General features: G+C 69.9%; 27 protein-coding genes. 8 read left to right on the top strand and 19 right to left on the bottom strand.

Features of this window, described 5'->3' with window-relative positions:
• Positions 1–24: 24 nt before the first annotated feature.
• Positions 25–1,251 (bottom strand): APC family permease, encoded by a 1,227-nt coding sequence (locus tag ABFX54_RS09685; RefSeq protein WP_346103322.1) that lies wholly within the window; start codon positions 1,249–1,251, stop codon positions 25–27.
• A gap of 82 nt (positions 1,252–1,333) precedes the next feature.
• Between ABFX54_RS09685 and ABFX54_RS09680 the strand changes: the two genes are divergently transcribed.
• The 3 genes from ABFX54_RS09680 to ABFX54_RS09670 all read left to right on the top strand — a co-directional run bounded on the left by ABFX54_RS09680 (position 1,334) and on the right by ABFX54_RS09670 (position 3,687).
• A complete protein-coding gene (locus tag ABFX54_RS09680; RefSeq protein WP_106244299.1) occupies positions 1,334–1,795 on the top strand; it encodes an Lrp/AsnC family transcriptional regulator in 462 nt (153 codons plus the stop codon).
• A 70-nt stretch (positions 1,796–1,865) separates the two neighbouring features.
• Positions 1,866–3,317 (top strand): serine hydrolase domain-containing protein, encoded by a 1,452-nt coding sequence (locus tag ABFX54_RS09675; protein ID WP_346103319.1) that lies wholly within the window; start codon positions 1,866–1,868, stop codon positions 3,315–3,317.
• A gap of 10 nt (positions 3,318–3,327) precedes the next feature.
• Positions 3,328–3,687, top strand: coding sequence for a MerR family transcriptional regulator (locus ABFX54_RS09670; RefSeq protein ID WP_346103317.1), 360 nt, complete (start codon positions 3,328–3,330; stop codon positions 3,685–3,687).
• Between the two features lie 386 nt (positions 3,688–4,073).
• Here ABFX54_RS09670 and ABFX54_RS09665 read toward each other — a convergent pair whose 3' ends face one another.
• From ABFX54_RS09665 to ABFX54_RS09640, 6 genes are all read right to left on the bottom strand, one after another.
• Positions 4,074–5,219, bottom strand: coding sequence for an acetyl-CoA C-acetyltransferase (locus ABFX54_RS09665; protein WP_346103316.1), 1,146 nt, complete (start codon positions 5,217–5,219; stop codon positions 4,074–4,076).
• A 57-nt stretch (positions 5,220–5,276) separates the two neighbouring features.
• Positions 5,277–5,999, bottom strand: a complete 723-nt coding sequence (locus ABFX54_RS09660; protein WP_346103314.1) for a hypothetical protein — start codon at positions 5,997–5,999, stop codon at positions 5,277–5,279.
• A 23-nt stretch (positions 6,000–6,022) separates the two neighbouring features.
• Positions 6,023–6,781 (bottom strand): class F sortase, encoded by a 759-nt coding sequence (locus ABFX54_RS09655; protein WP_346103312.1) that lies wholly within the window; start codon positions 6,779–6,781, stop codon positions 6,023–6,025.
• Positions 6,782–6,786: 5 nt separating this feature from the next.
• The gene (locus ABFX54_RS09650; RefSeq protein ID WP_346103311.1) at positions 6,787–7,905 is read right to left on the bottom strand and encodes a hypothetical protein; all 1,119 of its coding nucleotides are present in this window, start codon (positions 7,903–7,905) and stop codon (positions 6,787–6,789) included.
• 327 nt (positions 7,906–8,232) lie between these two features.
• Complete coding sequence (locus tag ABFX54_RS09645; RefSeq protein ID WP_346103309.1) at positions 8,233–9,084, bottom strand: class F sortase; 852 nt, start codon at positions 9,082–9,084, stop codon at positions 8,233–8,235.
• Positions 9,081–10,448 carry a hypothetical protein gene (locus tag ABFX54_RS09640; protein WP_346103307.1) on the bottom strand — a complete coding sequence of 456 codons (1,368 nt, stop codon included), beginning with the start codon at positions 10,446–10,448 and terminating at the stop codon, positions 9,081–9,083. The genes ABFX54_RS09645 and ABFX54_RS09640 overlap by 4 nt, the downstream gene beginning before the upstream one ends.
• A 229-nt stretch (positions 10,449–10,677) precedes the next feature.
• On the opposite strand from ABFX54_RS09640, the gene ABFX54_RS09635 reads away from it, so the two are divergent.
• On the top strand, positions 10,678–11,823 hold the full coding sequence (locus ABFX54_RS09635) for an acyl-CoA dehydrogenase family protein (RefSeq protein ID WP_346103305.1): 1,146 nt from the start codon (positions 10,678–10,680) through the stop codon (positions 11,821–11,823).
• 113 nt (positions 11,824–11,936) lie between these two features.
• Positions 11,937–12,098, top strand: a complete 162-nt coding sequence (locus tag ABFX54_RS09630) for a hypothetical protein (RefSeq protein WP_346103304.1) — start codon at positions 11,937–11,939, stop codon at positions 12,096–12,098.
• Positions 12,099–12,101: 3 nt separating this feature from the next.
• Here ABFX54_RS09630 and ABFX54_RS09625 read toward each other — a convergent pair whose 3' ends face one another.
• The 5 genes from ABFX54_RS09625 to pdxH form a co-directional block, all read right to left on the bottom strand.
• Positions 12,102–12,878: an alpha/beta fold hydrolase gene (locus tag ABFX54_RS09625; RefSeq protein ID WP_346103302.1), complete on the bottom strand. Its 777-nt coding sequence runs from the start codon at positions 12,876–12,878 to the stop codon at positions 12,102–12,104.
• Between the two features lie 16 nt (positions 12,879–12,894).
• Positions 12,895–15,120 carry an ATP-binding SpoIIE family protein phosphatase gene (locus tag ABFX54_RS09620; protein WP_346103300.1) on the bottom strand — a complete coding sequence of 742 codons (2,226 nt, stop codon included), beginning with the start codon at positions 15,118–15,120 and terminating at the stop codon, positions 12,895–12,897.
• Between the two features lie 123 nt (positions 15,121–15,243).
• On the bottom strand, positions 15,244–15,945 hold the full coding sequence (locus tag ABFX54_RS09615) for an iron-dependent transcriptional repressor DtxR (RefSeq protein ID WP_346103376.1): 702 nt from the start codon (positions 15,943–15,945) through the stop codon (positions 15,244–15,246).
• 207 nt (positions 15,946–16,152) lie between these two features.
• A complete protein-coding gene (locus ABFX54_RS09610; protein WP_346103298.1) occupies positions 16,153–17,391 on the bottom strand; it encodes an MFS transporter in 1,239 nt (412 codons plus the stop codon).
• A 10-nt stretch (positions 17,392–17,401) separates the two neighbouring features.
• On the bottom strand, positions 17,402–18,055 hold the full coding sequence (gene pdxH / locus ABFX54_RS09605; protein ID WP_428834518.1) for a pyridoxamine 5'-phosphate oxidase: 654 nt from the start codon (positions 18,053–18,055) through the stop codon (positions 17,402–17,404).
• A 179-nt stretch (positions 18,056–18,234) separates the two neighbouring features.
• Between pdxH and ABFX54_RS09600 the strand changes: the two genes are divergently transcribed.
• The 3 genes from ABFX54_RS09600 to ABFX54_RS09590 all read left to right on the top strand — a co-directional run bounded on the left by ABFX54_RS09600 (position 18,235) and on the right by ABFX54_RS09590 (position 21,284).
• The gene (locus ABFX54_RS09600) at positions 18,235–19,341 is read left to right on the top strand and encodes a citrate synthase 2 (RefSeq protein WP_346103296.1); all 1,107 of its coding nucleotides are present in this window, start codon (positions 18,235–18,237) and stop codon (positions 19,339–19,341) included.
• Between the two features lie 163 nt (positions 19,342–19,504).
• Complete coding sequence (gene serC, locus ABFX54_RS09595) at positions 19,505–20,614, top strand: phosphoserine transaminase (protein WP_346103294.1); 1,110 nt, start codon at positions 19,505–19,507, stop codon at positions 20,612–20,614.
• 94 nt (positions 20,615–20,708) lie between these two features.
• Positions 20,709–21,284, top strand: coding sequence for a TIGR00645 family protein (locus ABFX54_RS09590; RefSeq protein WP_346103292.1), 576 nt, complete (start codon positions 20,709–20,711; stop codon positions 21,282–21,284).
• Between the two features lie 4 nt (positions 21,285–21,288).
• Here ABFX54_RS09590 and ABFX54_RS09585 read toward each other — a convergent pair whose 3' ends face one another.
• The 7 genes from ABFX54_RS09585 to ABFX54_RS09555 form a co-directional block, all read right to left on the bottom strand.
• Positions 21,289–21,927: a rhomboid family intramembrane serine protease gene (locus tag ABFX54_RS09585; RefSeq protein WP_346103290.1), complete on the bottom strand. Its 639-nt coding sequence runs from the start codon at positions 21,925–21,927 to the stop codon at positions 21,289–21,291.
• 126 nt (positions 21,928–22,053) lie between these two features.
• The gene (locus tag ABFX54_RS09580; RefSeq protein ID WP_428834517.1) at positions 22,054–22,845 is read right to left on the bottom strand and encodes a crotonase/enoyl-CoA hydratase family protein; all 792 of its coding nucleotides are present in this window, start codon (positions 22,843–22,845) and stop codon (positions 22,054–22,056) included.
• Between the two features lie 6 nt (positions 22,846–22,851).
• On the bottom strand, positions 22,852–23,625 hold the full coding sequence (locus ABFX54_RS09575) for an SDR family NAD(P)-dependent oxidoreductase (RefSeq protein ID WP_346103289.1): 774 nt from the start codon (positions 23,623–23,625) through the stop codon (positions 22,852–22,854).
• 47 nt (positions 23,626–23,672) lie between these two features.
• Positions 23,673–24,011, bottom strand: a complete 339-nt coding sequence (locus ABFX54_RS09570) for an STAS domain-containing protein (RefSeq protein ID WP_101785558.1) — start codon at positions 24,009–24,011, stop codon at positions 23,673–23,675.
• Positions 24,012–24,201: 190 nt separating this feature from the next.
• Positions 24,202–24,939, bottom strand: coding sequence for an energy-coupling factor ABC transporter ATP-binding protein (locus ABFX54_RS09565; RefSeq protein WP_428834516.1), 738 nt, complete (start codon positions 24,937–24,939; stop codon positions 24,202–24,204).
• Positions 24,933–25,688 carry a cobalt ECF transporter T component CbiQ gene (gene cbiQ, locus ABFX54_RS09560; RefSeq protein WP_346103284.1) on the bottom strand — a complete coding sequence of 252 codons (756 nt, stop codon included), beginning with the start codon at positions 25,686–25,688 and terminating at the stop codon, positions 24,933–24,935. Before cbiQ ends, ABFX54_RS09565 begins: the two co-directional genes overlap by 7 nt.
• Positions 25,689–25,691: 3 nt before the next feature.
• A partial coding sequence (locus tag ABFX54_RS09555) for a PDGLE domain-containing protein (RefSeq protein ID WP_346103283.1) occupies positions 25,692–26,215 on the bottom strand: 524 nt, incomplete at its 5' end.

The following is a 26,215-nucleotide window of genomic DNA, read 5'->3' as shown; positions in this document are numbered from 1 at the left end:
CGCCTGACGGCGTCCTGTCGCCGTTTATAGCCCGATTTTGTAGGAACGGCGAGCATTCGCCTTCAGCGCTCCGAGCGCCACCAACGCCAGCACGGCGGGCACCGCCAGGTAGGCACCGCAGGCCGCCAGCCCCAGCAGCGACATCCCGGTCCCGATCACGGCCGTGGTCCGGTGCCGGCCGGCCGGCAACATGCGCACCGCCGCCGCCACCCCGGCCGAGGTGACCGCCGCCAGGCAGGCCGAGGTCGCGCGCATGAGCAGGTCGAGGTCCGCGCCCCACACCAGCACCGGCACACTGAGCGCGAGCACCAGCCCAAGGCTCCGGTACGGCGTCTCGCCCGCCCCTCCGCCCTTGGCGAACCAGCCCGGCAGCGCCCTGTCCCTGGCCAGAGCCGCCCCCAGCCGGGCCGCCCCGGCGATGTAGGTGTTGACCGCCCCGAACGACAGCAGCACCGCCACCACCCCGGTGACCGGCCGCGCCGCCGGGCCGATGCCCGTCTCCAGCATCGCGGTCAGCGGCACGCCGGTCATGCCCGCGCCGAGCACGCCGACGGAGGTGACGGCGACGCCCGCGTACAGCAGGCCGATCACGACGAGAGTGATCACCGTGGCTCTGAGCAGGCCCTTCTTCCCGTCGGCGAACTCGGCGGACAGATGGCTGGCCGCCTCCCAGCCGACGAAGGCGAACATGAGCACACCGGCCGCTCCTGCCACGCCGGCGGCGCCGTACGGGGCGAAGGGGGTGAAGTTGGCCGGGTCCGCGTGCGGGACGGCGGTGATCACGGCGGTGGCCAGCAGCGTGACGAGCAGGGCGACCATGACGATCTGCAGCCGCCCCGAGGTGCGCAGCCCGGCCGCGTTGGCGGCGAAAGCGGCCAGAAGGATCAGGCAGGCCGCCAGAGTGGCGTTCACGCCGAGTGAGGCTTCGACGTACCGGCCGCCGACGAGCGCCCCCGCGACGGTCCCGATGGGGACGGCTCCGTAGAACCACCAGCCGGCCACGGCGGAGGCGTGCCGGCCGAACGCCAGGCCGACGACGGCGGCCACTCCCCCGCCGCCCGGGTAACGCGTGCCGAGGGCGGCGAAGGTCAGCGCGACGGGCACGCTCAGCGCGAGCATCCCCGCCCAGGCCAGCACGGAGGCGGGCCCCGCCGCGGTCGCGGCCAGGTGCGGCAGCACCAGCATGCCCGGCCCCAGCACCGCGCCCACGAGCAGCGCCGTCCCCTGCCAGGCTCCCATTCGTCCACTCATGACGCCCGAAGGTAGTTCATCCGTTCGGCCTGGCCTGGGCTCGATCGAACGTTCGGCCGGAAGTGCATGGCAACCTGGCACCATGGACGAACTAGATTCGGCGATCGTGCGCCTGCTCCAAACGGATGCTCGGCAGTCCAACCGCGAGCTGGCCAGGCAACTGGGCATCGCCCCTTCGACCTGCCTGGAGCGGGTCAGGGCGCTGACCCGTAAAGGGGTGATCCGCGGCTATCACGCCGACATCGACCCGGCCGCGCTCAACCGCGGCGTCCAGGCGATGGTCTCGGTCCAGGTGCGCCCGCTGAGCCGCGCGGTGATCAACGCGTTCAAGTCGTCGGCGGCCGCCATGCCGGAGGTCATGAGCGTGTACGTGCTCTCCGGCGGCGACGACTTCCTGCTGCACGTGGGCGTCAGGGACCTCGACCACCTGCACGGGTTCCTGCTCGACCGGCTGAGCAAGCGCAAGGAGATCGTCGGCTGGCGCACCTCGATGATCTTCCAGCAGGTCCGCGAGGTCGCCCCCGAGCGGCTGCCCGAGACCTGACTTTCGTCAGGGGTAGTGGTAGACGGTCGGCCGATACGGAGGCGGGCCCCGCCTTCCTAGGTTCTTCAGCGTGAAACTCCTTCTGTCCCTCGCCCTCGCCCTCAGCCCGGCTTCCGTCGCGCCGGCGGCCCCCGAGCTGACCCCTGCCGCCGTGGACGCCTACCTGCGCGAGGCCATGGAGACCACCGGGGTGCCCGGTCTGTCCGTGGTCGTGACGCGCGGCGGCGAGGTCGTGCACGCCGCCGGCTACGGCCACGACTCCGACGGGCGGCCCGTCACCGCAGCCACCCCCATGCGGGTGGCCTCGGTGAGCAAGTCGTTCACCGCCATGGCCGTCATGACGCTCGTGGAGCGCGGCAGGATCAGGCTGGACGAGCCGGTGGCCGCGCAGGTGCCCGGGTTCGCGATGGCCGACCCCCGGGCGGCCCGCATCACCGTACGGCAGTTGCTCACCCAGACCTCGGGCCTGTCCGACCGCACGATCGACATCGCCGCGACCGAACGCGCCACCTCCCTCGCCGGCTACACCGCCCGCCTGGCCGGCTCCCGGCTCGCCGCCGCCCCAGGCACCCGCTACGAGTACTGCAACGTCAACTACGACCTGGCCGCGCGGCTGGTGGAGGTCGCCTCGGGCCGGCGGTTCGGCGACTACCTGCGCGATCGGGTGTTCGGGCCGCTCGGCATGACGTCCAGCGCCGTCTCCGCCGCCGACGTGCGACCGGCGAACGGCTACAACTCGCTCTTCGGTGCCTGGCTGCCCCGGCCCGAGCTGGACGGCTTCCTCGACGGCAGCGGCGCGGGCGGGGTCGTCACCACCGCCGCCGACATGGGCAGATGGCTGATCGCGCAGACGGGCGGCGGCCGGCCGCTGGTCAAGCGGGAGAGCCTGGAGACCATGCACCGGCCGACCGAGCTGCGGCCGTACGGGATGGGGTGGGGCATCGAGGAGGACGGGTGGCTCGTGCACTCGGGCAACCTGTTCACCTACAACGCCGTCGAGGCCGTCTCCCCGAAAACCGGCTACGGCTTCGCCGTGATGACCAACAACGCCACCCTGTACGACCCGACGTACGACATCATGCTCGGCCTCGCGGCGCTGAGCGAGGGCCGGACCCCGGAGGGTCCCGGCGGCGACCGGCAGCTCTTCGAGGCGGTGCTGGCCGCGCTCGCGATCGTCGCCCTGGGGCTGGGCGTGCTGGGCGTGGTCAGGGCCCGCCGCTGGGCCGCCGGACGCTCCGGCCGGTCCTGGTGGCGGATCGGGCCGCGGCTGGTGCCCGCGATCGTCCCGGTCGCGGTGCTGGCCGCGTACCCGGACCTCGTGTCGGTGCTGGTGAACGGCCGCACGGTCACCTGGGCGCAGCTCACCTACTTCCCCGCGCCCCTCTCCGCCACGGTGCTGGTCTGCGCCCTGGCCGGCCTGGCGGTGACGGCCGCCCGACTCCGCGCGTTGAGGTCCCGGGAAAGTCCACGTCATGCGAGTACGCTGAGTTCCCACATGCACGTCAGAGTCGGACCGGCGTGAGGGAGGCCACGTGCGCATCGGCGAGTTCGTCCGACGCACCGGGGTGAGCGAGCGGCTCCTGCGTCACTACGAGGAGCAGGGCCTGCTGCGCCCCGAGCGTGGCGCCGGCGGCCAGCGCGAATACGGCGAGGCCCACGTCGAGGTCGTGCGCCGCATCCGCTGCCTGCTCTCGGCCGGCCTCGGCATCACGATGATCGCGACCGTGCTGCCGTGCCTGGAGGACGAAAGCGAGCACCTGGCGCCGACCTGTCCCGACATGCTGAGGCGGCTGCGCGCCGAACGCGACCGGATCGACCGCGCCATGGAGGCGATGCGCGAGTCACGCGAGGCCCTCGACAGCGTGATCGCGGCGGGCCAGGCACGCGGCTGACGACGGTTTCCGCCGGCGATTAATTCGGTTGCGCGTCCCCCGAAGCCCCCTTTAGCCTCATGGACATGCGCCTTTACCTGTAATTCGCGGGGCTTGACCGCCCGCCACTCAGCCAGTCCATCCATGAGACGCGGCAGCTGAGCATGTCGACCGGCCTCCATGAGCCGCGTCGTGAGTTACGTAGAGGAGCTTTCCCTTATGCGCGTTCGCTCAGGAAACAAGAGAAACCGGCCCCAGTTGCCGGTCGTGCGCCCGATGCCGAAGATGCCGCAGCGGCCGATCATGCCGCCCCGGCGCCTTCCGCCCAAGGGCCGCTAGACAACTACCGGGATGGTAGTTAGCGGAGCGCCGCCTCCCCCGTACGCCCGGAGGCGGCGCTCCACCCTTCACAGCCGTTCGATGATGGTGACGTTGGCCTGGCCGCCGCCCTCGCACATCGTCTGCAGACCGTACCGGCCGCCGGTGCGCTCCAGCTCGTGCAGCAGTTTGGTCATGAGGATGGCGCCCGTGCCGCCGAGCGGGTGGCCGAGCGCGATGGCGCCGCCGTTGGGGTTGACCCGGGCCGGGTCGGCGCCGAGCTCCTTCATCCACGCCAGCGGCACCGGCGCGAACGCCTCGTTGATCTCGACGACGTCGATCTCGTCGACCGACATGCCGGCCTTCTTCAGCGCCCGCTGCGTGGCGGGGATCGGCGCGGTCAGCATGTAGACCGGGTCGTCACCCATGAGCGCGAGCTGGTGGATGCGGGCCCTCGGGGTGAGCCCGTGCTCGCGTACGGCCTGCTCGGAGGCGATGAGCACGGCTCCGGAGCCGTCGGAGATCTGCGACGACGTGGCCGCGGTGATCTGGCCGCCCTCCTTGAGGGTCTTCAGGCCCGCCATCTTCTCCAGCGTCGTGTCCGCCCGCGGCCCTTCGTCGTCCTCGACGCCGTTGACGGGGGCGATCTGGTCCTTGAAGTAGCCGTTGGCGATGGCCTTGGCGGCCCGCTGGTGGGACTCGAAGGCGTACTGCTCCAGCACGTCCCGCGTGTAACCCCACTTCTCGCACATCAGCTCCGCGCCGCGGAACTGCGAGATCTCCTGCTTGCCGTACCGTTCGACCCACTTGTCGCCGAACGGGAACGGCATGCCCTTCTCCAGGGCGGCCGTGATCGACGCGCCCATGGGCACGATGCTCATCGACTCGACGCCGGCCGCCACCACCAGGTCCTGGGTGCCGGACATGACGCCCTGCGCGGCGAAGTGGATCGACTGCTGGGAGGAGCCGCACTGCCGGTCGATCGTGACGCCGGCGGTGGTCTCGGGCAGCCCTGCCGACAGCCAGGCATTTCGCGCGATGTCCATGCTCTGGGGGCCGAACTGCATGACGCACCCCATGATGACGTCCTCGACCGCGGCCGGGTCGACGCCGGTGCGGTCGATCAGCGCCTTCAGCGCGTGGGTGGCCAGGTCAGTGGGGTGGACGGTGGAAAGGCCGCCCTTCTTCTTGCCGACGGGGGTGCGAACCGCCCCGACGATGTACGCCTCTGCCACAGTGCCTCCTGGAAACCGAGCATTATTCGGTTACTAGGTGCAGAGTACAACAGAACGTCATTCGGGCGCAGGCTCCGCCGGGGGTACGAGCTCCTCCGCCCCTGCCTCCGCCCCTGCCTCCGTCTCCGCCGACGCAGGGGGCACGAGATCCTCCGCCGCGTCGATCCGGAACCGCCAGCGGTCCACCGCCAGCCCGTTCAGCGCCTCGGACAGCTCCAGCGCGAGCGCGCCCAGCTTGACCGGCTCGTCGCCGCGCAGCTCGATCGCGGTCAGCTCGGTCGCGAACGGCAGCAGCTCCTGCACGGCCGGCGGCTGGCCCTTCTGCGGCACCAGCACGGCCCGGATATCGCCCGCCGTGAACGTGACGCCCTCTTCCCCCTGCTCCAGCAGCGGAGCCAGCTCCTCCGGCGTGGGGCGTACCGGCAGGATGACCGCCGGGCCGCTCTCCTCGTCGTCGGCCGGATCGCTCACCTCGCCCCGGCAGACCGCGAGCCCGCCCAGCCGGAACGCCAGGCCCTCGGCGAGGAAGCGGTCGAAGAAGTCGAGCGGCAGCGGGCCCTCCGCGGCCACCCGCACCGCCCACACCTTCTCCAGCTCGCCGCCGGTCAGCTCACCCTCGGCCTCGACGGGCGCGCACACGCGCACGTCGGTCGCCACGATGTCGTCGCCGTCCCGCCTCGCGGCCGGGTCGGCGAGCCTGACGAGGCGCAACAACTCGTCCAGGTCCGGTTTGGCGGGCAATGCCGCCGTCGGGCCAGTACGCAGTCTCCGCTTCGCCATCCAGCCCATGCCCGCCTCCGCGCTCAGCTTCGATAGGAGCTCGTCATCGTCGCGTAGACGATGACGTTGTCGGTGTAGTGCCCGGTGGTCCGATCGTAGGTGCCACCGCAGGTGATCAGGTGCAGCTGAGCGTTGTCCTGGCTCCCGTAGACCCGCTGGGTCGGGAACGTCTTCTTGCTCGCCTGCTCGATCCCGCCGACGGTGAACACCGCGGTCGTCTTGTCCTGGCGCTTGACCTCGATGGTGTCGCCGTTCTTCAGCTCCGGCAAGCGGGCGAACACGGCGGCACGCGTCCGGGTGTCCTTGTGCCCGAGCAGCACGGCCGGGCCGACCTCACCCGGGGTGGACATGTTCCGGTACCAGCCGACCAGGTTGTGGTTCTCCGACGGCGGCACCTGGATCGTGCCGTCCTTGGCCAGGCCCACCGACCGGATCGGCGCGTTGATCCCCAGCCGCTTGACGACCAGTCTGATCGGGGTCGAGGGCAGCATGGGGGGCGCCGGGGTGATCTGCGGCAGCGGGGGCGGCACGTTCGCCGGCGCCTGGAACAGCGCCTGCTCGGGCTCCCCCGTGTTCTTCGGCTGCGCCCGCAGCGCCAGGGAGTCCCTGTTACTGGCCAGGCCGTACTCTTCTGGCGACTTGAAGACGATCAGCAGGCCCGCCACCACCGTCACGACCCCGGCGATGGCCGCCACGATCAGCACGGTCCGCAGCGCGGTGCCGCCCTTGTCCGCCGGAGGGGGTGGCTGGTTCGGCTGGCCGTACGGGTAGTAGCCGGACATCTCGCTCAGCCCTTGACGGAACGACGTCGCATGACGAGCCCACCGATCGCCGCCGCCGCGACCAGCCCGGTCCCTGTCAGGATGAACAACCGCCCATCGGGCCCCATGGTCCCCCCGGCACCGGTGTCAGCGCCCGCCTTGGGGGTCTGCGACTTCCTGGTGGCCGTCGGGGTGACGGTCTCGGTGCGGGTGCGGGTGGTGGTGGGGCGGGGGCTGGTGTTCGTCGGGGTGGGGCTGGTGTTGGTCGGACTCGGGCTCGTAGTTCCGCTCGCCACCGTGAGCGTGTACGACTTGAGTTCGGTGGCGTTCTGGACCTTGCACATGATCGCCGGGGTGTTGCCGGTGGCGGTGTTGGCGCCGAAGTTCACATCCGCCGGCTTCACCGTGGCCGTGCCCGCCGTGCTGGCGGTGGTCTTCAAGTCGAACGCGGTGGTGGGAAGCGGGATCGTGCCACCGGCCGTGATGGTGCCCGTCGTTCCCTCGCCGGTGGCGGAGGTCAGATTGGTGATCCCGGTCAGCGACGCGTAGGCGAAGATCTTGGCGGCGATCGTCTGACCCGTGGCGGGAGCCTTGAGCTCCTTGCCCGTGGTGTAGGTGCCCTTCCACTTGATGGCGAACTGCTCATTCACCTTGGCGGCGGTTGGCATGGTCAGCTCGACCTTGATCTCGACGTCTTGGACATCGGAGTCCTCAGGGCCGACGCACTCATACTCAACGAGGTCGGTGCCGGTCCCGTTGCCACCGCCTCCGGTGCCGATCGGGACGTCCAGCACCTCGGTCGAGTCCGTGGTGCAGGTGGTCGTGGTGCCGCCCGTAGCTGATGTGATTCCGAGCCTCAGGTCGCCGGGGTCCAGGCTGATCTTGCCAGTGGTGGTGGAGTTGACCGAGACCTTGTAAGTGGCGTTACCGGCGGGTGCGGTGGTCGCGTTGGCCGCGATGGGCGCCCCCGGCTTGGGGGTGGTGGGCTCAGTGACCGTGCCCCCCGACGGCGTCAGCGCCAGATTGACGGCCACAGTAGTAGCGGTCGAGGGAACACTGTTCGTCGCCAGCGTCAACGTGGGGATGCCCACGGTCAGATCGAAGGTCTGACCCGCCGTCACCGAGGTGGGCGAAGTCAGCGTCACCGTGAGCGGCGTGCCCGCCGTGACCGTAAAGGGCCCGCCGGATTGACACGAGTAGGAGAACGTCTTCGTTGCCGCGAATGCCGTCGTCGGTGTCGCCATGACGAAGACGCCGCAAACGAGGACGACCAGCGCGCCTACTAATCCCAACGCGGACGTCGTCTGGGCGAGGCGGCGCCCCACCTGGGACATAAGCACGGGTCCATCTCCGTTTCAAAGCAGTGTCAACAGTCGTGCCAGAATTCCAGCCGTTGGTCACGGTTAGGTTGCGATCCTACGAACTGTCCCTGTCAACTTCCGGTAAACAGGCGAAAAGATCCCAACTTCCGGTCAACCCTTCTTCTTGGACAACGTTGCGTACACGACGATGTTGTCCGTGTAGTGATGCGTCGTCCGGTTGTAGACCCCGCCGCACGTGATGAGCCTGAGCTGGGAGTCGTTCGTGTTCCCGTACACCCGCTTGGTCGGGAACGAGCTCTTGCTGGCCTGCTCGATCCCGCTCACCGTGAACCGGGTGACCTTCCCGTCCGACCGGTACACGTAGATCTGGTCGCCCTTCGCCAGCTCGCGCAGGCGATCGAACACGGCCGGGCCCTTGCGGGTGCTGACGTGGCCGTTGATGATCGCCGGCCCCACCTCGCCCGGCACCGGCGACAGCCTGTACCAGCCGGTCTGGTTCGGCCTGCTGAGCGGCGGCGTGCCGAGCCGGCCCTTCTTGCTCACCGTGACCCCGCCGATCGCGGAGTTGACCTTGATCTTGGGGATCTTGATGCGGGTCGGCCTGGCCTTGGCGGTCTTCGTTCTGGCCTTGGGGATCGCCGGGACGACGGGTACGGCGGCCAGGGGCGGCGGGGCGTCGAGGCGGGCCGGGGTGAGCGGCTTGTTCTTGCCGCCGGGGCCGACCGTCGGCGGCAGGATGAACGCGCCCGCGTTCTGCATCTGCACCGTGGTCGGCACGTCCTGCGGCGCCGCGACCGGCCGCGGGCCCGAGCCGTCGTCCACCGGCGGCGCCAGCGAGAGCAGACTCACCATGACCAGGCCGACGCCGCCGAGCGAGCCGGCGATCAGCAGACCGGGCAGCGCCTTCTGCATCGGCGACTTCTGCGCCGGCGCGGCCGGGACCGCGAACGGAGCCGGGACCGGAGCCGGAGCGTCGTGATCCGGTGCGTTCTGGTCGGTCATGAGTGCGCTCCTCCCGCGTGCTCGGCCTTTCTTCTGCGCATGAGCAGCCCACCGCCGGCGGTCCCCATGACCAGCGCCATCCCTCCGGCCATCAGCCCGTACGGATGACGCTCGGCATCGGGCGCCACCCCGGTCTCGACGCCGCCGCTGGGCGTCTTGGCGACTTGGGGTGCTTTGTAGTACTTGGTCGCGGTCGGCCCGGTGCTCTTCGGCGTGGACGAGGTCGAGTTGGTCGCCTGGGGGATGACGACCACGTTGGTGAGCCCGTCCCCGTTGTTGCCCGGGTCCGGGTTGTTGGGGTTACCCGGGTCGGGATTGTTCGGGTCCGGGTCGTCCGTCGGGTCCGGGTCATCCGTGGGGTCGGGGTCGTCGGTCGGGTCCGTGCCGCCGCCGATGGTCACCTCGACCGACGGCGCGGTGCCCACGATGGTGCACTTCGCCTTGTGGAAGCCGGTCGGGGTCTCGGCCGTGGTGGTGGACACCTCGAACGCGTCCACCCACATGTCGCCGTCCGCCGTGGCCTTCTCGACCCTGATGGTGTGCTGGCCGTAGTCCTGGGCGGGCATCGTGTAGAGCGTCTTGCCGCCGTCGAGGTCGTCGTTGACGGGGTCGTCGTCGGCGTCGCGTGACGGGTCGACCGTGGCCACGTGATTCCCGTCGATGTAGACGTTGACGGGACCGGCGTCCTTGTCGGTCGGGCCGATGTACTTCACGCTCGTGCCGACGAACTTCAGCTCGGCGTAGGCGCCCATCTTGGTGGTGTGGTGCAGGTCGTTGTGCACGTGGTGCTCAGACGCGGGCAGGCTGGTCTGCGGCGTCCAGTCGGTGGTGCCGCTGTAGACGATCTGCATGTCGCTGGGGTTGTCGGCGTCGTCCCCGTCGTTGACGGTGACCGGGCCGTCCGGCGGGGTGAAGTCGAGCTCGATGTCCTGCGGGGTGATCTTGACGACGCCCGCCTTGTTGGTCAGGCCGGGGTCGTTCATCAGCTCGGGCAGCGGCAACTCGTCGTCGGGGCGCAGCGCGCCCGCGGGCTCGGACACCCCTTGCGGCTCCAGGATGCCCTTCCAGTCCTTCTCCAGCTTGATCTGGCCGGTCGCGTGCACCAGGCCGCCGGCCTTGAAGTAGCCGGGCGACTGCAGCCGGTTGGGGTCGGAGCCGGTGTAGGCGAGCTTCCAGGTGAAGTTCAGCGGGCCGCCGACCGCGAGATCGGTGGCGAAGGTGAGGTTGGTCCGCAGCTTGACCGCCCCATGGCGGACGATGCTGCTGGTGTTCCCCCCGGACGAGCAGGAGTAGTCGATGACGAGGTCGGCGGGTGCGGCGGAAGCGGGTACGCCAGGGAGCACCACGACGCCTAATGTCGCCACGGATCCAATCGAAGCGGCGATCAACGCCTTGTGCCACCGACTCACGGAGACTCCGATCACCCACAAATAGACCGAGGGTAGATCTTAGAGTCCAAAACACCCGTAACACACACCGAACGCCACTTCCCCCAGCACTTGTGATGAACCCGTGTCCACAGGCTCCTCCGGCACCACGAAAGGGGGTATACCTGGCGCTAACCGAATGGAGTTCTGTCCCCCCGGAGGCGACATGCGGCGAGACCTCTTCGACGAAGAGCACCTGCTGTTCAGGGAGACCGTGCGCGAATTCATGGCCCGTGAGGTCGTGCCGCACCACCAGCAGTGGGAAAAGGAGGGCATTGTCCCGCGCGAGGTCTGGAAGAAGGCCGGCGAACTCGGCATGTTCGGGTTCTCCGTGCCCGAGGAGTACGGCGGCGCGGGCATCACCGATTTCCGCTACAACGCGGTGATCGTCGAGGAGATCATCAGAAACGCGGCGAGCGGTCTCGGTTTCTCCCTGCACAACGACGTCATGGCCCCGTACGTGGTGGATCTGACGAACGACGAGCAGAAGCAGCGCTGGCTGCCCGGCTTCGTGAGCGGTGAGCTGATCACGGCCATCGCCATGAGCGAGCCGGGGGCCGGCAGCGATCTGCAGGGCATCACGACCAGGGCCGAGCGCGACGGCGACCACTACGTGCTCACCGGCCAGAAGACGTTCATCACGAACGGGGTGAACGCCGACCTCGTCGTCGTGGTGGCCAAGACCGATCCCGAGGCGGGCGCCAGGGGTGTGACGCTGCTGGTCGTGGAGCGGGGCATGGAGGGGTTCGCCCGCGGGCGCAACCTGGACAAGATCGGCATGAAGGCCCAGGATACGGCCGAGCTGTTCTTCGACCGCGTCCGCGTGCCCGTCGCCAACCGTCTCGGCCCCGAGGACGGCCAGGGCTTCTTCCAGCTCATGAACAACCTGCCGCAGGAGCGCATGTCGATCGCCGTGGCGGCGGTGGCCGCGGCCGAGGTCGTGCTGGAGCAGACCATCGAGTACTGCAGGACGCGCCAGGCGTTCGGCCGCAACCTCGGTTCGTTCCAGAACACCCGGTTCGTCCTGGCGGAGCTGGCTACCGAGACGGAGATCGCCCGCCACTACGTGGACAAGTGCATCCTCGCGCTCAACGCCAAGGAGCTCACGGCGGTGGACGCCGCCAAGGCCAAGTGGTGGACCACCGAGCTGCAGACCAAGGTCATCGACCGCTGCCTCCAGTTGCACGGCGGCTACGGCTACATGACCGAGTACCCGGTCGCCAAGGCGTGGCTGGACGCCCGGGTCCAGACGATCTACGGCGGGACCACCGAGATCATGAAAGAGATCATCGGCAGGTCCTTCGGGTTCTGACACGCGGTCGACACGCCCGCGTGCGAGGGCAGGGCACCGCGCGGGCGCGAGGAGGTCATGCCGCTTCCGCCGTCCCCGCGCGGCGGGCCCGTTCGCATCGCATACTGGACACCATGGACGGCGGCCTGATCCTCCTGGTTTTCCTGGCGTTGCTGTTCGCCTGGCTGCTCAACCGCGTGCGCCGGGCGTTCCGCCTGGGGCCCGTCGGCTATGCCGGCGTGCTCATCGTGTTCGTGCTGGTCATGCTGATGCTCTGGGGCCAGACCAAGATCTAGCGCCTACCGGGCCGCCGACTCCAGGATCACCCGGGCCACCAGCGCGGGATCGTCGCTCATCGGCAGGTGACCACATCCCTGCAGCAGTTTGACCCGCTGCCCCGACCAGCGCGCCGCGCGTACGGCCTGGCGGCGCGGCAGCAGCCGGTCGTGCTCGCCCCACGCGATCGTGATCGGCGACTTGGGCGGCGCGGGCGGCATCAGGCCGCCGAACGACTCCAGCGTCTCCTCGAAGCCGGCGGCCTGGCCGAGTGCCTGGGTGGCGGCGACCAGCGCGGCGGGGTCGAGCCGGCCGGGGCGGGCGACCAGCAGGCCCGCGGACACCGCGCGCAGGTGCCGGTTGCCGGCCGTCATGGCGAGCTGATCAGGAGACAGGGAGCGGGCCGAGGAGCGCAGGGCGCGCAGCACGGCCTGGCAGTAGAGCAGCTCGGGCCGGGACCAGAAGCCGGCCGGGGACAGCGCGGTCGCCGTACGGACGACGCCACGCGAGGCCAGCTCCAGCGCGATGTAGCCGCCGAGGGAGTTGCCCGCCACAGCGGGCTCGCGGATGCCGAGCGAGGCACAGAACGACTCGACAGCGTCGGCGAGCGTCTCGGCGGTGTAGGGGATGCCGGGCAGCAGCCCGGGAGAGACCCCGAAACCGGGCAGGTCGAGCGCGATCACCGTGTGCGCGGCGGCCAGCCGGTCCAGCACCGGCAGCCACCCCTGCCAGTGGTGGCCGATGCCGTGGATGAGAATCAGCGGCGCACCGGTGCCCCGTCGTTCGAAGGCCAGCTCCATGGCGCCAGCTAATCACTCACCTGCCGCGCGTGGGAATCTCGAACCAGACGGCTTTGCCTTCCCTGGTGGGACGCGATCCCCAGCGCCTGGCGAGCTGGTCGACCAGGTAAAGCCCGCGCCCGCCCTCGTCGTTCTCCCCCGCGCTGCGGATGCGGGGCAGGCGCAGATCCTGGTCGAACACCTCGACCCAGACCGACTCGTCGCCCCTGCGCAGCCGCAGCGTGAACTCCTTGTCGCCGACCACTTCGTCCTCGAAGCCCGGAGTGTCCCAGGACTCCTCGAACGGCAGCGGCGGCCCCTCCACGACCAGCTCCCTGCGCGGAACCCCGGCGGTGGCGGCGTGCAGCACCACGTTGGTGACGACCTCGGAGACCAGCAGACAGGCCAGCTCGGCCCGCTCCTCGGGTACGTTCCAGCTGGAGAACGCCTCCGCGGCCATGCGGCGCGCCTCGCTCACCATGATCGGCTGGGCCGGGAAGGTGCGCGACTCGACGTCAAGATCGACGTCGCTGGAGCGGACCACGAGGATCGCCATGTCGTCGTCGATCTCGCCCGGCACCGCCACGGTGGCGGCGTCGGCGATGCGTTCGACCTCGGCGTCGGCCATCTTGGCGAGCTTGTCGCACAGGACGCCGAGCGTCTCCTCCTCGGTCGGCATCCGGCCGTCGCGGGTCGGGCGGCGGTCGACCAGGCCGTCGGTGTAGAGGAGCAGCGCCGCGCCCGGCGGCAGCGTGCGCGTCTCCTCCTTGTAGACCAGGTCGGCGTGCAGGCCCTTGGCGCGCACCCCGAGCGGCTGGCCGACCTCTTCGATGTCGAGCTCGCGGCACTGGCCGTCGACCAGCAGCAGCGGCGGGGCGTGACCGGCGTTGGCGAACGAGAGCTGCCGCGACCAGGCGTCGTAGACCAGGTATTGGCAGGTGACGATGGGCGGGATGCTGACCTCGGCGCCGTTGTCGTCCTGCTCGGGGGTGGCGATGATGCGGGTCCACTCGTCGAGCCTGGCCAGGATGTCGGCCGGGGATTTGTCGTCCTGGGCGAAGGCCCGCAGCGCGGCGCGCAGCTGGCCCATGATGGCCGCGGCCTTGGCGCCCCGGCCCTCGACGTCGCCGATCACGATGCCGACGCGGCCGGCCGACAGCGGGATGACGTCGTACCAGTCGCCGCCCACCTGCGTCTGGATGCCCTGCCCGTGGGAGGCCAGCGGGGCCGCCGGGTAGTAGCGCACGGCGATCTGCAGCCCGTCGAGCTGCGGCAGCGCCCTGGGCAGCAGGTGCTTCTGGAACGACTCGGCCGTGTGGCGCTCCTCTTCGAACAGCAGCGCGTTGTCGATGGCGAGCGCGACCCTGGTGGCGATGGCGCCGACGAAGTCACGGTCGAAGGCGTCGTAGTGGGGGCTGCGGCGGTCGGTGAGGTTGGACAGGCCGAGGTACATCAGCCCGAGCGTCTCGCCGCGCACGAGCAGCGGGGCCACGATGGCGGAGGTCATGCCGATCTCGCCGCACAGCCGGGCGCTGTTCTCGTGGGGGGCGGGGAAGCGGCTGTTGGAGAAGTCCTCGACCAGGATCGTCTCCTGGCGGCGCAGCGCGGTGTCGGCGTAGTGGCCGGAGGGGTAGCGGATCTCCGCCCCCACCGGCTTCCATGTTCCCGACGGCGGCGCCCACCCCTGCACGTGCTGGGAGACCCTGCGCACGAGCCGGTCGCCCTCCATCAGCTCGATGAAGCAGTGGTCGGCGAACTGCGGGACGAGCATCTCGGCGACGCGCTTGAGCGTCTCCTCGACGTAGAGGGAGCCGGCCAGCCGCTCGCCGATGCGTTCGAGCAGGCCGAAGCGGTCCTTCTCGCGCTCGTTGCTGCGCAGCGCCTCGCGGGCCATGATGACGATCCCCGTCACCGTGCCCGACGAGTGGCGCAGCGGCACGGCCTGGGCGCGGACGTAGACGATGGTGCCGTCACCGCGCCTGACGTCGAACGTGCCCTCCCACACGCCGCCCTTGAGCACGTGTTTGGCCAGCTCGATCGCCAGCGGGTGGTCCTTCTCCATGATCCCGAGGGACAGGACGGACGAGTCGCGCGAAGGTGACTTACCCCCCTGACGCCCGAACAGCTTCTCGGCGAAGGGGTTCCAATAGAGGAGATTGCTGAAACGGTCGGTCACGACCACCGCCATTTCGGCGTGATCGAGCACGGACCCGGCAGCAAGGTGATCAGCCGCTTCCTGTGACAGATCCCCCCAACGCTTCATCCGGAGACCACTCCTCGGGGTGGCGTGTATGCAAAGCGGACCACGAGCGCTCCTGCAACAGTCTTGGCCAGGGGAGAGTGGAGGGCCTCCCAGGAGGGATTCAACCAAGTAGCGGCGCGCGCGTCAGCGCTTGGAGACAAAAACGTGCGCCGCGATGTCGCGCGGAAGATCCGCAGGAGTGTCGTTCGCGTCACCGTCACCTGTCACCCGTACACCGTCGTCGCTCGCCGCGAGCGTCACCTCGCGTCCGGGTTGTATCCCAACTTGCTTGAGTTTAAGCATCACAGCAGGATCGCTTTGCACTTGTTCGCTAATTCGACGCACGACGACCGGCGTGTCACGCGTTCCCGCGAGGTCGCACATGGTGGTCAGCGTGTCGGCGCTGTCGGCCGGCTCTCTGGCGCCGAGCTCGGCCAGGCCGGGGATCGGGTTGCCGTGCGGGCAGACGGTCGGGTTGTCGAGCAGCGTCACGAGCCGGGACTCGACGGACTCCGACATGACGTGCTCCCAGCGGCACGCCTCGATGTGCACCTCTTCCCAGGGAAGCCCGATCACCTGGGTCAGCAGGCACTCGGCCAGGCGGTGCTTGCGCATCACGCGGGTGGCCAGGGTGCGGCCCAGCTCGGTCATCGACAGGTGCCGGTCGCCCTCGACGCGGACGAGGCCGTCGCGCTCCATCCGGGCGACGGTCTGGCTCACGGTGGGGCCGCTCTGCTGCAGACGCTCGGCGATCCGAGCGCGGAGGGGGACGATGCCCTCCTCTTCGAGCTCGTAGATGGTGCGGAGATACATCTCCGTGGTGTCGATCAGGCCGTGTGCGGTCAAGGCTCCTCCCAACTGAATGGTACGCCGGTCAAGGCGGGGACTGAGCCCGTCCGCAGCGGGCGCAGGAGTCACAGGAACCCTATGGGGACAACGACCGGCGATGCTTAAGGACGGCAACAACGGAGCGGCCGAGTTCCTTCCCGACCGCTTCGATCTTGACAACCTACGTCGTACGGCGTTCGGCCGCGCACGCCACGCGGGCGGTCCTCAGCCGGCCCGGTAGTTCCTGAAGGCGCTCACCGACAGGCCGACGATCAGCACGGTGACGGCGCACGCGATGCCGCCGCCCACCCACGCCCCGCTCAGCCCGATCCCCGTCGCCATGGCGCCCGCGCGCAGCTCGCCCAGGCGCGGCCCGCCCGCCACGACCACCATGAACGCCCCTTGCAGCCGCCCGCGCATCTCGTCCGGCGCGTACAGCTGCAGGATCGACTGCCGCCACACCGACGAGATGACGTCGGCCACGCCCCCGACCGCCATGAACGCCACCACCAGCCACAGCTCGTGCGCGAGCCCCGCGGCGGCCACGGCCACGCCCCAGACGGCGATGACGATCGACAGCGCCACTCCCTGCCGCTTCACCCGCCCGACCCAGCCGGAGAACAGCGCGCCGGCGACCGAGCCGATGGCCATCGCGGAGGTCATCCAGCCGAGCGCGATCTCCGAGCCGCCGAAGCGCTCGGCGGTCAGCTCGGGGAAGAGCGCGCGCGGCATGGCGAACACCATCGCGATGATGTCCACCACGAACGACATCAGCAGCACCGGGCTGCTGACGATGAAGCTGAGGCCGTCCCAGACGGCCCGGGCACCCGGACGGGTCACCTCTCCTAACGGAGGCAGTGGAGGCAGTTTGAGGGCCGCGTAGAGGCTCCCGGTGAACAGCAGGGCGTCCACCGAGTACGCCGCCGCGAACTTCGCCGGGGTGGCCAGCGCCATCGCGCCGACCATCGGCCCCAGGACCGCGCCGAGGCTGTAGACCAGCGAGTTGAGCGCGTTGGCCGCCGGCACCAGCTCGGGCTCCAGGATCCTCGGGATGATGGCGCCCCTGGTCGGGCCCGTGATGGCGAAGCCGGTGGAGTTGAGCGCGACCGCGCCGAAGATCACCCAGAGGTTGTCCAGGCCGAGCGCCGCCTGGGCGAGGATGATCAGCGTGGAGGCCCAGGCGATCAGCGAGCCGACGATGAGCAGCTTGCGCCGGTCCACGGCGTCCGCCACCGCCCCGCCCCACAGGCCGAAGACGATCAGCGGGACCAGGCTGACGATGCCGATCAGGCCGACGTAGAAGGAGGACCGGGTGAGCTCGAAGACCTGCAGCCCGACCGCCACGACGGTCACGCCGACGCCGACGTGTGAGATGGCCTGGCCGATCCAGATCCGCCGGTACGCGGGCACGCCCAGCGGCCGGGTGTCCACCAGATGACGTCTTACCAGCTCCCCGATTGCCACTTTAGGCACATTAAGGGGCAAGCCTCTCCAGCACCCAGCCGGGTCGGGTCCGCCGGTACCGCAGCCGGTCGTGCATCCGGTCGAGCTGCCCCTGCCAGAACTCCAGCTCCATGGGCGTGACCCGGAACCCGCCCCAGAAGTCGGGCACCGGCGGATCCTCCGGCCAGCGCGCCGCCAGCTCCTCGTAGCGGGCGTCCAGCTCCTCCCTGGACCGGACGACCGCCGACTGCCGCGAGGCCCACGCGCCGACGCGCGAGCCGTAGGGGCGGGAGGCGAAGTATTCGGCCGACTCCTCGTGGGAGATCCGCGCCACGGTGCCCTCGATCCGCACCTGACGGCGGAGCGGATGCCATGGGAACAGCAGTGACGCGCGCGGGTTCTCGGCCAGGTCGCGGCCCTTGCGCGACTCGTAGTTGGTGTAGAAGACGAAGCCGCGTTCGTCGTAGCCCTTCAGCAGGACCGTCCTGGCGCTCGGGCGGCCTCCTGCGGAGGCCGTGGCCAGGACCATGGCGTTGGGTTCCGGCAGGCCGGCGTCGAGCGCGTCCTGGAACCAGGCGGTGAACTGCGCGATGGGGTCGGACGCGACGTCGGATTCGAGCAGCGGCTCGCCCTCGTACGTACGGCGAAGCCCCGCCAGCATGGGCGGGCGCGGGGTGGCATCCACGAGACGGTATTCTGTCGCGCTCGCGTGGTAGATCCCACGCACCGCTCCCGACCAGCGGGTTTGGGCTTACGGCGGGTCCCGAGACCGACCATGAGCTGCGAGGGGGTTAAATTGACCCGCCGGTATCTCGACATCAAGGCATTGCCCAAACATGGCAACAGAAGGGGAGGCGGCCGAGTATGTCCGACTTCAAACCCGGGCTCGAAGGCGTCGTAGCTTTCGAAACCGAGATCGCGGAACCGGACAAAGAAGGGGGCGCCCTTCGATACCGGGGCGTCGACATCGAAGAGCTGGTCGGCCAGGTCCCGTTCGGGGCGGTCTGGGGCCTGCTGGTCGACAACACGTTCCAGCCGGGCCTGCCCCCGGCGGAGCCGTTCCCCATCCCTGTCCATTCCGGTGACATCCGCGTAGACGTCCAGAGCGCGCTGGCCATGCTGGCGCCGGCCTACGGCTTCAAGCCGCTGCACGACATCAGCGGCGAAGAGGCGCGTGACCAGCTCGCCCGTGCCTCCGTCATGGCGCTGTCCTTCGTCGCGCAGTCCGCGCGCGGCCTCGGCCTGCCCATGGTTCCGCAGAGCCGGGTCGACGAGGCCGACACGATCGTCGAACGCTTCATGATCCGCTGGCGCGGTGAGCCTGATCCCAAGCACGTCAAGGCCATCGACGCCTATTGGACCTCCGCCGCCGAGCACGGCATGAACGCCTCGACGTTCACCGCCCGCGTCATCGCCTCCACCGGCGCCGACGTGGCCGCCGCCCTGTCCGGCGCCGTCGGCGCCATGTCGGGTCCGCTGCACGGCGGCGCCCCGGCGCGTGTCCTGCACATGATCGAGGGCGTCGAGCAGCTCGGCGACGCCAAGAAGTACGTCCAGGGCGAGCTCGACAAGGGCAACCGCCTCATGGGCTTCGGCCACCGCGTCTACCGCGCCGAGGACCCGCGCGCCCGCGTGCTGCGCAGGACCGCCAAGGAGCTCGACGCGCCTCGCTACGAGGTCGCGGCGGCGCTGGAGCAGGCCGCGCTGGAGGAGCTGCACGCCCGCAAGCCCGACCGCGTGCTGGCCACCAACGTGGAGTACTGGGCGGCCGTCGTGCTCGACTTCGCCGAAGTTCCTTCCCACATGTTCACCTCTATGTTCACATGCGCCCGCACGGCCGGCTGGGCCGCGCACATCCTGGAGCAGAAGCTCACGGGCCGGCTCGTCCGCCCGAGTGCCAACTACATCGGGCCCGCCTCGCGCCCGCTCGGCGACGTCCCCGGCGCCGCCGAGGTGACCGGCAAGATCTGAACGTCTCCCCTAAGGGAACCCCCGTCACGGCTACCGCGCGGCCCCGCGCTGCGCGGTAGCCGTTTCTCTTTGCTCTGGTACGGCATCCTTGGGGAGACTTTGACAGGTCTCAGAATCCGGACCGCGTACGAGCCATTCCACGCCGGTCGGTAGGCTCCGTTACGTGGCTGACATCGTTATTCCCGCTGACATCAAGCCCGTGGACGGCCGGTTCGGCTGTGGGCCCTCGAAGGTTCGCACCGAGCAACTGGCCGCGCTCGCCGCGTCCGGCGCGAGCCTCATGGGCACCTCGCACCGCCAGAAGCCGGTCAAGAACCTCGTCGGCCGGGTGCGGTCGGGTCTTTCCGACCTGTTCTCGCTGCCGGAGGGCTACCAGGTGGTCCTGGGCAACGGCGGCACCACCGCGTTCTGGGACATCGCCGCCTTCGGGCTGGTCCGCGAGAAGTCCCAGCACCTGTCGTTCGGTGAGTTCTCCTCGAAGTTCGCCACCGTCACCAAGAAGGCGCCCTGGCTGGCCGAGCCGAGCGTGATCAAGGCCGAGGTCGGCACCCACCCGGTCGCCGTGGCCGAGGACGGCGTCGACGCCTACGCGCTCACCCACAACGAGACCTCGACCGGCGTGGCCATGCCGATCACGCGCGTGGGCGGCGACGACGCGCTCGTGCTGGTCGACGCCACCTCCGGCGCCGGCGGCCTGCCCGTAGACATCGCCGAGACCGACGTCTACTACTTCGCGCCGCAGAAGAGCTTCGCCTCCGACGGCGGCCTGTGGATCGCGATCATGTCGCCCCGGGCGCTGGCCAGGGTCGAGGAGATCGCCGCGAGCGGCCGCTACGTGCCCGAGTTCTTCAGCCTGCCCGTCGCGATCGACAACTCGGGCAAGGACCAGACCTACAACACCCCGGCGGTGGCCACGCTGTTCCTGCTGGCCGACCAGCTCGACTGGATGAACGGCAACGGCGGCCTGGCCTGGACCACCGGCCGCACCGCCGACTCCAGCTCGCGGCTCTACACGTGGGCGGAGAAGACCTCCTACACCACGCCGTTCGCCGCGCCCGAGTACCGCTCGCAGGTGGTCGGCACGATCGACTTCGCCGACGAGGTCGACGCCGCGGCGGTGGCCAAGGTGCTGCGCGCCAACGGCATCGTCGACACCGAGCCCTACCGCAAGCTGGGCCGCAACCAGCTGCGCATCGCGATGTTCCCGGCCATCGACCCGGCCGACATCGAGGCGCTGACGGTCTGCGTCGACTACGTGGTCGAGCGCCTCTAGCCGGCCTCGTTCCCGCTCATCTCGGCCAGCACCGGCGATCCGCCGGTGCTGGCTTTTGCTGGTACCTGTCCACCGACGAGTAGGAAACCCCCCTTTGTCCGCCACTCCCAGACGGACCGTACGGCCGAAGAGCCTCGGTTATCTGATGTTCGCCAGCCGCTGGCTCCAGGTCCCCCTCTATCTGGGCCTCATCGTCGCCCAGGCCGTCTACGTCTGGCAGTTCGCCCTGGAGCTGTGGCATCTCGTCGAGACCGTGTTCCTGCACGGGGAGACGACCGTCGCGAACGCGCCCTCGCCCGAGGTCGTGGTGATGCTCACGGTGCTGGCGCTCATCGACGTGGTGATGATCTCCAACCTGCTCATCATGGTGATCATCGGCGGCTACGAGACGTTCGTCTCGCGCATCGACCTCAACGACCACCCCGACGAGCCCGAGTGGCTCTCCCACGTCAACGCGAACGTGCTGAAGGTCAAGCTGGCCACGGCCATCATCGGCATCTCGTCGGTGCACCTGCTGCAGACGTTCATCAGGGCGCAGTCGACGCCGAACGACAAGATGATGTGGCAGACGATCATGCATCTGGCGTTCGTGGTGTCGGCGGTCGGCCTGGCCTACATCGACCGGCTGCTGGCCAGCTCACCCGCCGAGCACACCCGGCCCCACCTCTGAGCGATCAGTACGGATAGGTGGTCCTGGCGGGCGGGAGCGCACGCCTGCGGCGCAGCACCCACGCGGCCACCACGCCGCCGATGAGGCCGAACAGGTGTCCCTGCCAGGAGATGCCCTGCTGGTTCGGCAGCAGGCCCGCCAGGATCCCCCAGTAGGCGATGCCGACGCCGATGCCGATCGCGATGTCGAGCAGGCTGCGGTCGAACAGGCCGCGGGCCAGGATGAAGCCGAAGTAGCCGAAGACGAGCCCGCTGGCCCCGACCGTGTAGACGCCGGGGCTGGTCGCCCACGTGCCGAGGCCGCCGATGAAGATGATCAGCACGCTGGCCCACAGGAACTTGCGCACGTCGCGCAGCCCGGCCAGGAAGCCCAGGATCAGCAGCGGCACCGAGTTGGCCATCAGGTGGCCGAAGCCGCCGTGCAGGAACGGCGCGAAGACGATGCCGACCAGGCCGTCGGGCTCCCAGCCGACGATGCCGAACTGCCGGTCGAGCGCGCCGCCGAGGAAGAAGTCGACCCCTTCGACCGCCCACATCACGACCAGCATGCCGACGACGATGATGAGCGAGCTCAGGGCACCGGAGAACAGTGCCGCGGCGCCGCGCTTGGCCGGCTCGAATCTGGAGCCCGAATAGTCGCTCATGCGCCCTCCCGGTCGGTCGACTGCTCTCTCTTTACCGTAACCAGGAACGGGTGTGCGCGCGCTGAAGGAATCCCCTCCCGTTCCATGGGGCGGGAGGGGACTCTCAGCCGGACGGGACCGGGCCGGTCACTCGCCCTTCCACCGAGGGGCGCGCTTCTCGGCGAAGGCCGCCGCGCCCTCCATGGCGTCCTTCGAGCCGAACACCGGATTGACGATCGCGCTCTGCCTGGCGAACATCTCCTCCCGCGACCAGTCCTGCGACTCGATGACGATCCGCTTGGTCGCGGCGAGCGCCAGAGGCGCGTTGGCGGCGATCTTGCGGGCCAGCTCAAGGGCGCCCTCAAGGGCCGCCCCCGGCTCGGTGATCCGGTTGACCAGGCCGAGCTCGTACAGGCGGGCGGCCGGGTAGTGGTCGCCGGTCAGCGCGATCTCCATGGCCACGTGGTACGGGATCCGCCGCGGCAGCCGCATGATGCCGCCCGCGGCCGCCACCAGCCCGCGCCTGGGCTCGGGCAGCCCGAACTTGGCCTCCGACGAGGCCACGATGACGTCGCAGGACAGCGCCAGCTCGAACCCGCCCGCCAGCGCGTACCCCTCGATCGCGGCCACCAGCGGCTTCTTCGGCGGCGCCTCGGTGATCCCGCCGAACCCGCGGCCCTCGACGACCGGGAGGTCCCCGGTCAGGAACCCCTTGAGGTCCATGCCGGCGCAGAAGGTGCCGCCGGCGCCGGTCAGCACGTACGCGGAGATGTCGGGACGCGCGTCCAGCGTGTCGAGCGCGTCGGCGATGCCCCTGGCCACGGCCCCGTTGACGGCGTTGCGCGACTTGGGACGGTTGATGGTGAGGATCGCCACCCTGCCTGATCCTTCGGCGCCCGATCCTTCGCCGGACTCCTCGACGAGCACTTCGTCAGACACGAGACCTCACTTGGGCTGGAAGCGGATGCCGCCGTCGAAGCGGATGACCTCGGCGTTCATGTAGTCGTTCTCGATCAGCGACCTGACCAGGTGGGCGAACTCGTCGGCCCGTCCCATGCGCTTGGGGAAGACCACCGGCGCCACCAGCTTGGCCTTGAACTCGTCGGCGTTGGCCGAGAAGCCGTAGATGGGGGTGTCGATGATGCCGGGGCAGATCGTGTTGACCCGGACGCCGACCGCGGCCAGGTCGCGCGCGGCGGGCACCGTCATGCCCACGATGCCGCCCTTGGAGGCCGAGTACGCCAGCTGCCCGGTCTGTCCCTCAAGCGCCGCCACGGAGGCCGTGTTGATCACCACGCCGCGCTGCCCGTCGGCGTCGGCGGGCTCGGTCTTGGCGATGGCCGCGGCGGCCAGGCGCATGAGGTTGAACGTGCCGATCAGGTTGACCTCGATGACCTTGCGGTAGGAGGCCGGGTTGTGCGGATTTCCATCACGGTTGACCGTGCGCTCCGCCCAGCCGATGCCGGCGCTGTTGACGACCACCCGCAGCGGCTTGCCGGTGGCCACGGCGGCGTCGACGGCCGCCTGTACCTGCTCGTCGTCGGAGACGTCAGTCCTGGCGAAGACGCCGCCGAGCTCGTCGGCGACCGCCTTGCCGCGCTCCTCGTTGAGGTCGGCGACGACCACCGTGGCCCCGGCGCGGGCGAGCTCGCGAGCCGTGGCCTCGCCCAGGCCGCTGGCGCCGCCCGAGATGATTGCTGCAGATCCGTTCACGTCCATATCCCGGACCCTAGCCGCCTACCGAATGAAGTTCTACTCGGGGGCGGTTAAATCTCGCCCACGGCGCTGTCGACGTCGGAGTACACCTTGATCCGCCGGTCGAGCCCCGTCGTGCGCAGGATGCGCGCCACGGGCGCCTGCGGCGCCGCCAGGGACACGCCGCCGCCCTCGCCGGTGGCCAGGCGCCACGCCTCGATCAGCACGGACAGGCCGCTGGAGTCCATGAACGACAGTTGCTGCAGATCGAGCACGAGCCTCGCGCTGTCCTGTTTGATGGCGTCACGCACCTCGTCGCGCAGGAACGGTGCGGTGAACAGGTCAAGCTCTCCCTCGACGGCCACCACCACGGCGTCGCCCAGGGCGTGTCGCGCAAGCCGCAGCTTCATTGGGCCCCTCCTCGATGAGCCACTGTACTTCGACATCCCCGGATAGCGGGCATGCACAAACTACGAAAAGTCGGATGCAGGAGGACAAGGCGGGCCTAAACGCGTACCAAAAGCCCCGTCAAGAGCCATGCTCCCGAGTTTCTACCCATCTCGGAGGCTTGCGGCAACCTGGGGCTCACATTCCTGGAACTCACGGTGCGGGGATGGCGAACCCGTACGGGAGCTCCAGGCGATGCGCGGCCAGCAGCTCCGGGTCGGACAGCAGCTCGCGCGTGGGCCCGTCGGCGGCGATGACGCCGCCGGACAGGATGAGCGAGCGCTCGCACAACTCCAGCGCGTACGGCAGATCGTGCGTCACCATGAGCACCGTCACGTCCAGGGAACGCAGGATCTCGGCCAGCTCCCTGCGCGCGGCCGGGTCGAGGTTGGACGACGGCTCGTCGAGCACCAGGATCTCGGGCGCCATGGCCAGCACCGTGGCCACCGCGACCCGGCGGCGCTGGCCGAAGGACAGGTGGTGCGGCGGCCGGTCGGCGGCCTCCAGCATGCCGACCCGCTCCAGCGCGTCCTTGACCACCCGGTCGAGCTCCTCGCCCCGCAGGCCCGCGTTGGCCGGGCCGAAGGCCACGTCGTCGCGCACGGTGGGCATGAACAGCTGGTCGTCGGGATCCTGGAAGACCAGGCCGACGCGCTGCCTGATCTCCTTGAGCGTGTCCTTGCGCACGGGGGTGCCCGCCACGGCCACACTCCCGTGCCCGGCGGTCAGAATGCCGTTGAGGTGCATGACGAGCGTGGTCTTGCCGGCGCCGTTGGGGCCGAGCAGGGCGACGCGTTCGCCCCGCGCGATCGACAGGTCCACGCCGAACAGCGCCTGCGTGCCGTCGGGGTAGGCGTAGGCGAGTTGCCGGACTTCGAGAGAGTTCACCACGTCAGTCCCCATGTTGCCAGGGCGACGGCGGGCAGGGCGAGCGCGGTCCCCCACTGGCGCACGGACGCCGACATGTCATGGATGATCGGCATCTGGCCGTCGTAGCCGCGGCTCAGCATCGCCAGGTGCACCCGTTCGCCCCGCTCGTACGAACGGATGAACAGCGCCCCCGCGGACCTGGCGAGCACCGGGATGTGCCGCAGGTCACGCGCCTCGAACCCGCGTGACTCCCTGGCCACCCGCATCCGCCGCATCTCGTCGAGGATCACGTCCATGTACCTGAGCATGAACATGGCGATCTGCACCAGCAGGCCCGGCAGCCGCAGCCGCTGCGCCCCCAGCAGGATCGTCCGCGGCTCCGTGGTGGCCGCCAGCAGGATGGAGGCGACCACGCCGAGCGTGGCCTTGGCCAGGATGTTCCAGGCCGCCCAGAGGCCGGGCACGCTCAGCGACAGGCCCAGCACCGTGGTCCGCTCCCCCAGCCCGATGACCGGGATGAAGAAGGCGAACAGCACGAAGGGCACCTCGATCACCATCCGCCGCAGCACGTACGGCAGCGGCACCCTGGCCGCCGCCGCGACGCCCGCGAGCAGGACGGCGTAGACCGCGAAGGCCCAGAAGCCCTCGCGCGGCGTGGCCACCACCACCAGGGCGAAGGCGAAGACCGCGAGCAGCTTGCACTGCGGCGGCAGCCGGTGCACGACCGAGTCGCCCGGCAGGTAGAGCTGGTGTTGATGGCCCGCGCCCACGTGTCACGCCTTGGTCTCGTCGGGGATCTCGCTACGTCTCCGCGCCGCATAGGCCACGGCGCCGGCGATGAGCAGCACGAGCCCGACGCCGATGACGCCGGCCACGCCGACGGGGATCCCGCCCACGTCACCGTAGTCGGCCAGCGCCCACTCACCGAACAGGTGGTCGCTCGACTGCTCGATGAAGCCCTCGTTCTGGGCCACCGCCTCCAGCCCGTCGGGTGAGGAGGAGGCGAAGAAGGACACCAGCCCGGCCAGCACCAGCGTCACGCCGACACCCCCGAGCAGGAACGGCTTGAGCGACCGGCCCGCGGCGACCGGCTCGGGCTCGCCCACGGTCGTGCTCTCGCCGCCCGCGCCGCGCAGGACCAGGGGCCTGGCCAGGCCGCGGGCGCCGTACACGAGGTCGGGCCGCACGGCCAGCACGGCGCCGACGGTCGCGGCCGTGATCAGCGCCTCGCCGATGCCGATCAGCAGGTGCACGCCGCCCATGGCGGGGGGGGGGGGCGCCGCGGTGGCGGGCCAGG

It is taken from the genome of Nonomuraea maheshkhaliensis (assembly GCF_039529435.1).
In the GTDB taxonomy this organism is placed as follows: Bacteria; Actinomycetota; Actinomycetes; order Streptosporangiales; family Streptosporangiaceae; genus Nonomuraea; species Nonomuraea maheshkhaliensis.
This window is presented reverse-complemented; position numbering and strand designations above follow the sequence as displayed.

What these genes read in the sequence shown, in the direction of transcription:
- ABFX54_RS09685 (WP_346103322.1), bottom strand. Translation starts at nt 1,251, where the DNA reads ATGAGTGGACGAATGGGAGCCTGGCAGGGGACGGCGCTGCTCGTGGGC.
- ABFX54_RS09680 (WP_106244299.1), top strand. Translation starts at nt 1,334, where the DNA reads ATGGACGAACTAGATTCGGCGATCGTGCGCCTGCTCCAAACGGATGCT.
- ABFX54_RS09660 (WP_346103314.1), bottom strand. Translation starts at nt 5,999, where the DNA reads ATGGCGAAGCGGAGACTGCGTACTGGCCCGACGGCGGCATTGCCCGCC.
- ABFX54_RS09655 (WP_346103312.1), bottom strand. Translation starts at nt 6,781, where the DNA reads ATGTCCGGCTACTACCCGTACGGCCAGCCGAACCAGCCACCCCCTCCG.
- ABFX54_RS09645 (WP_346103309.1), bottom strand. Translation starts at nt 9,084, where the DNA reads ATGACCGACCAGAACGCACCGGATCACGACGCTCCGGCTCCGGTCCCG.
- ABFX54_RS09635 (WP_346103305.1), top strand. Translation starts at nt 10,678, where the DNA reads ATGCGGCGAGACCTCTTCGACGAAGAGCACCTGCTGTTCAGGGAGACC.
- ABFX54_RS09630 (WP_346103304.1), top strand. Translation starts at nt 11,937, where the DNA reads ATGGACGGCGGCCTGATCCTCCTGGTTTTCCTGGCGTTGCTGTTCGCC.
- ABFX54_RS09625 (WP_346103302.1), bottom strand. Translation starts at nt 12,878, where the DNA reads ATGGAGCTGGCCTTCGAACGACGGGGCACCGGTGCGCCGCTGATTCTC.
- ABFX54_RS09620 (WP_346103300.1), bottom strand. Translation starts at nt 15,120, where the DNA reads ATGAAGCGTTGGGGGGATCTGTCACAGGAAGCGGCTGATCACCTTGCT.
- ABFX54_RS09600 (WP_346103296.1), top strand. Translation starts at nt 18,235, where the DNA reads ATGTCCGACTTCAAACCCGGGCTCGAAGGCGTCGTAGCTTTCGAAACC.
- ABFX54_RS09585 (WP_346103290.1), bottom strand. Translation starts at nt 21,927, where the DNA reads ATGAGCGACTATTCGGGCTCCAGATTCGAGCCGGCCAAGCGCGGCGCC.
- ABFX54_RS09575 (WP_346103289.1), bottom strand. Translation starts at nt 23,625, where the DNA reads ATGGACGTGAACGGATCTGCAGCAATCATCTCGGGCGGCGCCAGCGGC.
- ABFX54_RS09570 (WP_101785558.1), bottom strand. Translation starts at nt 24,011, where the DNA reads ATGAAGCTGCGGCTTGCGCGACACGCCCTGGGCGACGCCGTGGTGGTG.